The sequence below is a fragment of the Cupriavidus basilensis genome, assembly GCF_029335485.1.
In the GTDB taxonomy this organism is placed as follows: Bacteria; Pseudomonadota; Gammaproteobacteria; order Burkholderiales; family Burkholderiaceae; genus Cupriavidus; species Cupriavidus basilensis_E.
This window is the reverse complement of the sequence record NZ_JARJLM010000213.1, coordinates 1-4,628: the sequence shown is the minus strand read 5'-3', so window position 1 is coordinate 4,628 and position 4,628 is coordinate 1. Positions and strand designations below refer to the sequence as shown.

Annotated in this window: 4 protein-coding genes and 1 tRNA gene; 4 read left to right on the top strand and 1 reads right to left on the bottom strand. The window is 63.3% G+C overall.

Features of this window, described 5'->3' with window-relative positions:
- Together P3W85_RS12590 and P3W85_RS12585 are read left to right on the top strand one after the other, a co-directional pair.
- A partial coding sequence (locus P3W85_RS12590; RefSeq protein WP_276265018.1) for an ATP-binding cassette domain-containing protein occupies positions 1-545 on the top strand: 545 nt, incomplete at its 5' end.
- Positions 546-830: 285 nt separating this feature from the next.
- Positions 831-1,517: a C40 family peptidase gene (locus tag P3W85_RS12585; protein ID WP_017230268.1), complete on the top strand. Its 687-nt coding sequence runs from the start codon at positions 831-833 to the stop codon at positions 1,515-1,517.
- A 119-nt stretch (positions 1,518-1,636) separates the two neighbouring features.
- On the opposite strand, the gene P3W85_RS12580 is transcribed toward P3W85_RS12585, so the two are convergent.
- Complete coding sequence (locus tag P3W85_RS12580) at positions 1,637-2,566, bottom strand: patatin-like phospholipase family protein (RefSeq protein ID WP_017230269.1); 930 nt, start codon at positions 2,564-2,566, stop codon at positions 1,637-1,639.
- Positions 2,567-2,817: 251 nt separating this feature from the next.
- Here P3W85_RS12580 and gltX point away from each other — a divergent pair, with 251 nt between their 5' ends.
- Together gltX and P3W85_RS12570 are read left to right on the top strand one after the other, a co-directional pair.
- Positions 2,818-4,224, top strand: coding sequence for a glutamate--tRNA ligase (gene gltX, locus P3W85_RS12575; RefSeq protein WP_017230270.1), 1,407 nt, complete (start codon positions 2,818-2,820; stop codon positions 4,222-4,224).
- Positions 4,225-4,487: 263 nt separating this feature from the next.
- Positions 4,488-4,563 (top strand) — tRNA-Ala (locus P3W85_RS12570).
- Positions 4,564-4,628 lie beyond the last annotated feature (65 nt).

The following is a 4,628-nucleotide window of genomic DNA, read 5'->3' as shown; positions in this document are numbered from 1 at the left end:
CCTTCGGTTCGCTCTCGCCGCGCATGACTATCGAGCAGATTGTGGGGGAGGGCCTGGCGCTGCACCAGCCAGGTCTGTCGCGCGACGCCATGCGCCAGCGCGTGACCGAGGCGCTGCGCGAAGTGGGGATGGACCGCACCGCGCTGGGGCGGTATCCACACGAGTTCTCCGGCGGACAGCGCCAGCGTATCGCAATCGCGCGCGTGCTGATCCTCAAGCCGCAGGTGCTGGTGCTGGATGAACCCACGTCCGCGCTTGATGTGTCCATCCAGCAGCAGGTGCTTGCGCTGCTGTCGCAGTTGCAGCGCAAGTACAACCTGAGCTACCTGTTTATCAGCCATGACCTGGCCGTGGTCCGCGCCATGGCGCACCGGGTCATCGTGATGAAGTCCGGCGAGGTGGTGGAGGCGGGCGACACCGAGGTTGTGCTGGGCGCCCCGCAGCACGCATACACCCGCAAGCTGATGCGCGCGGCCGAAATTGGTGCGAGCGATCCGGTCCCGCCTCAAGTTGGTGCAGCCGATTTCAGGGTGTCACCCGATTGACGCATGGCTGACATAATAAAAGCGAGAAAGTAGCTGCGACTTTCGTTCTATGGTCTTGATTCCAAAGCATTTTGCTGGAATTTTGTAACGAACTTTGACATGTCGATGACAACCTTATACCATCCGGCGAGAACTATTTTCGGGGGTGGTTCGTGCGTCGCTTGTACGGCGCGCAGGTGGTCGAGGTCACTTGGTCTGCTTTTTGCGTGCGGTCTGCCCCAACCATTTCAAGCCCGCCTGGCGTAGTCGAGCCGGGCCTGGTCTAGAACGATTTCAGGAGAACCAATGCAGCGAACGGTGCTTCATTCCCTGGCGCGCGCCGCCGTTGGAATTGCCATAGCCTGCGGTGCGACTCTGTCGAATGGAGTGCTGGCGGATACGGTGTTCAAGGATCCCGACGCCCGCATCGATGCACGCACTGAACTGAGCGCGGATGCGCATCCGGAAGGCAAGCGCGGCTTGCTGTCTTCGGTCATGAGCTCCACCAGCCATGTCGCCAGCAAGGCCGGCGATCTCGTCATGAACGCCCTTGGGCTGATCGGTGTGCGTTATCGCTTCGGCGGCAACAGCCCGGAATCGGGCCTCGATTGCAGCGGCTTTGTCCGTTATGTGTTCAACGACACCTTCGGCTTCATGCTGCCGCGCCGCTCGGTCGAAATGAGCCAGGTCGGCACCACGGTGGCTGCCAACGACCTGCGCCCCGGCGACCTGGTGTTCTTCAACACCATGCGCCATACCTTCTCGCACGTGGGCATCTACATCGGCGACAACAAGTTCGTGCACGCGCCGTCCACCGGCAGCAAGATCCGTGTCGACGATATGCGCGCCTCATACTGGGTGACGCGCTATAACGGTGCACGCCGCATCGACGACATGCAGGAAGCCGGCGGTGCCGACAACCTTGGCAATATGGTCGAAACCCTGAAGCGCTTCGATCCCAACGCCAGCGGCCGTTCGCTGTACGGCGGCTGAGCGACCTGGCGGACAGCCGGTGCTGTCCGCTCGGGGCAATAAAAAAGGACTGCCTCGCGCAGTCCTTTTTTATTGTGTGCGCCGCCGATCGGCGGCCGCACGCAGTGAGGCTATGCCGCTTACTGCGCGGCCACGGTCCCGGCGGGGCGCAGCCTTGCTTGTGCCAGCTTCTCGCGCAGGCTGGCCATGACCGCCGAGGTGGCTTGCTCGCCGGCCAGGATGGCGCGGTTGCGCGCGGTGAAATCGCTGCCGCCCATGTCGGGCAGGTCGGGGCGGATCACCACGTCGGCGTGCGCCAGCGCCATCTTGTTGATCGACTGGCCCATGATGGCGGTGGTTTGCAGCAAGACGCCGCTCTGGCCGCCATTCTTCTGGCTGGAGGGTTCGGCGGAAATGTTCACGGCGATGACGAAATCCGCGCCCATGGTGCGCGCGGAATCCACCGGCACCGGCTCGACCAGTCCGCCATCCACATAGTCGTGCCCCTGGATCGAGACCGGCTGGAACACGCCCGGCACGCTGCTCGACGCGCGCACGGCCTGGCCGGTGTTGCCGCGCCGGAACAGGATGCCCTGGCCCGTCTTGAGGTCGGTGGCGACGATGCCCAGGGGCAGCTTCATGGACTCGATAGGGCGATTGGCGATCAGCCGGTTCACGTAGTTCTGCAGTGCCTCGCCCTTGAGCCAGCCGCCGAAGCGGGTACCGAAGGGCAGGGCCCAGTCGGCGATGGCGGCTTCGTCCATGGTCAGCGCCAGCTTGTTGAGCTGGAATCCGCTCATGCCGGAGGCATACAGCGCGGCGACCACGGCGCCCGCGCTGGTGCCGGTGACCAGGTCCGGATGGATGCCCTGGGCCTCGAGCGCCTTGATCACGCCGATGTGGGCGAAGCCGCGCGCGGCACCGCCGCCCAGGGCCAGGCCGATCTTGAGTGGGCGCGGCGGCACGACGGGCGCTTCCGGCTGTGCGGTGAGCGTGCCCGGCTTGGGGCCAAAACTGCAGGCTGCGAGCAGCGCTGCCGCGCCGGCGCCCAGGAAATTGCGTCGTTGCATGGGTAGGTGAAGGATGGAGGGGTGGTGCAATCGTCACAGCTGGCGCGGGAGCCGGTACGAATGTGCCGCCGGCGCCAGCCGCGCGGCGTGCGCGACAGCATTTCAGACCGGGCAGAGCATAAATGATTCCTCGCTTCCCGGTATGCCGTCGAGAACCGGGGTGGGGCGCCTTGCCCTGCTTGCTATAATGTGCCGATCCTACACCCCGGCCTGCGCGCATTCGTGCGCGGGCTTTTTTGTTTCATTCCCATATGACACAACGCGTCCGCACCCGCTTCGCGCCGAGCCCGACCGGCTTCATCCACCTCGGCAATATTCGCTCAGCGCTCTATCCCTGGGCCTTTGCCCGCCGCATGAAGGGCGACTTCATCCTGCGCATCGAGGACACCGACGTCGAGCGTTCGTCCCAGGAGTCGGTGGATGTGATCCTGGAGAGCATGGCCTGGCTGGATCTCGATATCGACGAGGGGCCGTTCTACCAGATGCAGCGCATGGACCGCTATCGCGAGGTGGTCAAGCAGATGCTGGGCAGCGAGCTGGCCTATCCGTGTTATATGAGCACCGAGGAGCTGGACGCGCTGCGCGAAGCCCAGCGCGAGCGCGGCGAGAAGCCGCGCTACAACGGCTTCTGGCGCCCCGAGCCGGGCAAGGTCCTGCCCGAGCCCCCGGCCGGCGTGCAGCCGGTGATCCGCTTCAAGAATCCAATCGGCGGCAGCGTGGTGTGGGACGACGCGGTCAAGGGCCGCATCGAGATATCCAACGATGAGCTGGACGACCTGGTGATCGCCCGTCCCGACGGCACGCCGACCTACAATTTCTGCGTGGTGATCGACGATCTGGATATGCAGATCACGCATGTGATTCGTGGCGACGACCACGTCAACAACACGCCGCGCCAGATCAACATCATTGGCGCGCTGGGTGGCACGCCTCCCGTCTACGCGCATTTGCCGACCGTGCTCAACGAGCAGGGCGAAAAGATGAGCAAGCGCCACGGCGCCATGGCCGTGACCGGTTACCGTGACGAAGGCTACCTGCCTGAGGCCGTCCTCAACTACCTGGCACGCCTGGGCTGGGCGCATGGCGATGCCGAGATTTTCTCGCGCGAGCAGTTCGTCGAGTGGTTCGACCTGGAGCACCTGGGCAAGTCACCGGCGCAGTACAACCCGGAAAAGCTGGCCTGGCTCAACAATCACTATATCAAGGTTGGCGATAACGCACGCCTGGCCGGGTTGACGCTGCCGTTCATCGAGGCGCTCGGCGGCAAGGTGGAGGGCGGTGCAAGCCTGGAAGGCGTGATCGGGCTGGTGAAGGACCGCGCGAACACACTGAAGGACGTGGCGCAGGCAGCGCTGTTGTTCTATCGTGGCGAACCGCAGCCGGATCCCGCGCTCAAGGCCGAGCATCTCAATGCTGACATCCAGCCCGCGCTGCAGGCCCTGGCTACGCGCCTGGCCGCGCTGGCGGAGTGGAAGCGCGAGGAAATCGGCGCGGCCTTCAAGGCCGTGCTGGCCGAGTTCGGCCTGAAGATGCCCAAGCTGGCCATGCCCGTGCGCCTGCTGGTGGCAGGGCAGTTGCAGACGCCTGGCATCGATGCCGTGCTGGAACTGTTCGGGCGCGAGGTGGTGCTGCGCCGCATCCAGGCCGGGCTTGCCTGAAAAAGTTTGAAGAAATTCCTGGCAGGGGCTTGCGCTCCTGCCAGGAATTAAGCATAATCTCGTTCTCCCTGCAGCGCAGACAAAAATCAAGCGGGCTTAACGGGTGGTCGCGACAGGCAGTAATTCCGTAGAAATACGGGGCGCGAAAAAGTTAAAAAAGGGGTTGTCGAAAAGCAAGGTTGTTTATATAATCTTGGCTTCGCTGAAACGAAGAAACGAGCGCGAAAACGACAGTGGTAAGTCAGCGTAGTGATGTGTACTTTGGGGCTATAGCTCAGCTGGGAGAGCGCTTGCATGGCATGCAAGAGGTCAGCGGTTCGATCCCGCTTAGCTCCACCAAAATATCGGAAGTTTCGAGTGTGGTAAATCGAAGTTTCCAGAGCGATGAAGATCCGGTTGTTAGG